The organism is Schnuerera sp. (genome assembly GCF_035459645.1).
GTDB lineage: Bacteria > Bacillota > Clostridia > Tissierellales > Tepidimicrobiaceae > Schnuerera.
On sequence record NZ_DATHXO010000127.1, the window covers coordinates 1 to 1,594 of the forward strand.

General features: G+C 32.5%; 2 protein-coding genes. Both read right to left on the reverse strand.

Annotated elements, in window-relative coordinates:
• Positions 1 to 41: 41 nt before the first annotated feature.
• On the reverse strand, positions 42 to 794 hold the full coding sequence (locus VK998_RS02960; RefSeq protein WP_325225306.1) for a hypothetical protein: 753 nt from the start codon (positions 792 to 794) through the stop codon (positions 42 to 44).
• Positions 795 to 824: 30 nt separating this feature from the next.
• Positions 825 to 1,594, reverse strand: a 770-nt coding sequence (locus VK998_RS02965) for a phosphatase domain-containing putative toxin (protein WP_325225309.1), incomplete at its 5' end; no start/stop codon positions are given.

The window sequence follows — 1,594 nt, forward strand, 5'->3', positions numbered from 1 at the left end:
ATAGAATCTCTTCGGCATCTCCTTGTTTAACGAAACTCATTTTATCCTCCTAAAGGTCCTGGCATTTTTCTTACAAAATCTGGATAATGCATCTTAGGTGCATCACTAACATTTAACGATTGACTAGGTTTTTCTGCTGCAGGGAATCTATCTGGATGAAGGGCTTTCTGCCTTTCTTCAAAAAGACGAGTGATTAAAGGCCCTCCCTGATTAGATAAGTCATTTAATTCCAACTTATCTTTAGCTTCATCCATCCAATCCTTAGCTAATAAATTGCTATCTATATGATCTATAATTCTGTCGTAAATAAAATCTGTTAATTCTTTAGAATTACTTCTAATCCTATCTACTAAATTAATAACTCTAGATCTAAATTCTGATGATCTGTAATTATAACGTAATAAACTTAATAAAGTACTTACATCATCAGTTACACTATCAACTGATTCTTCAAAAGAATTAATTAATTCTTGAATATCAGAATCCCCTACAGAAAAATGATGCAATTTTTGTAAAGCTTTAACAGCGTTTACTTGTACCTTTTCAAAATTTTCTTCAATTTTATTACTTAGCCTAGTTAAAAGCCCACGATGTCTAATAACAGATTCTACAGGAACATCACTATGTTCTACAAATGGATCGTAAATTACCCCTAAATGTTGGGTTGCTATTTTTAAATACTTACTTACAGATTCAAAATACATTTTAGCTTCTTCAGCTATTTCTTTATCTGCTTCTGGAATTTCAAAAGATAACTCAACGTTTTGAGCAATTTTATGTATTATATTAGTCATCTACTCCAAATATAAACCTATTAGTAGAAGTTAAATAGTTAAAAAGTATTGAGGCTCTACAGGGCCTACTCCTCTTATACCATAAGGAGCAACATCATAATGACCGCTCAAAGGAATTTGAGTGGGTAATTGATCTAAATATAGACGGGCTAATTCTCTTTTTCTACTCTGAGAATCAGAAGGATAAGGATCTAAATATTGTGCCGGCATCATCGGATCCGTCATAGACAGTGGAGGAGATTCTTCAGAATGTAAACCTACATAAGGAGCATTACCATCTAATCCTGACATAGGTATATTTTCAGGTGGAGCAAATGATTGTTGCGGCGAAAATGCAGGAGGATTTAATCCCTGATTAAACCAATTTTGCATTCTGCTAACGATAGTAGAATCTAAAGAATCATTGACATCCTCAGCATTATCAGTTATTATTTGTGAGTACAAATTAAAAGTTTCATCATCTAATTTATCGCCAAAATCAAAATAATAAGCTTCTATTAAAGCTTTGGTAGGAGACCATCCTTGTTGACGAATTCTATATAAAGCTGCTGCCATTCCGGTTCGATCACTTCCATGCCGGCAGTGAATATAAACTGGCTGAAATTTGTCCATCATTCGATGTATATTGTTAGAAAAAAAATTTAAAGCATTGGGAGTATCATTACCTCTTAGAGGCAGAATAATATGTTTCATTCCTAAATCTTCTACTGTAGAATGAATATTATTACCTATTTCACCGTCTAAACTTATAATTGTTTTTATATCAAAAATATCTGATAAAAGTTGTAAATCTTGAACAG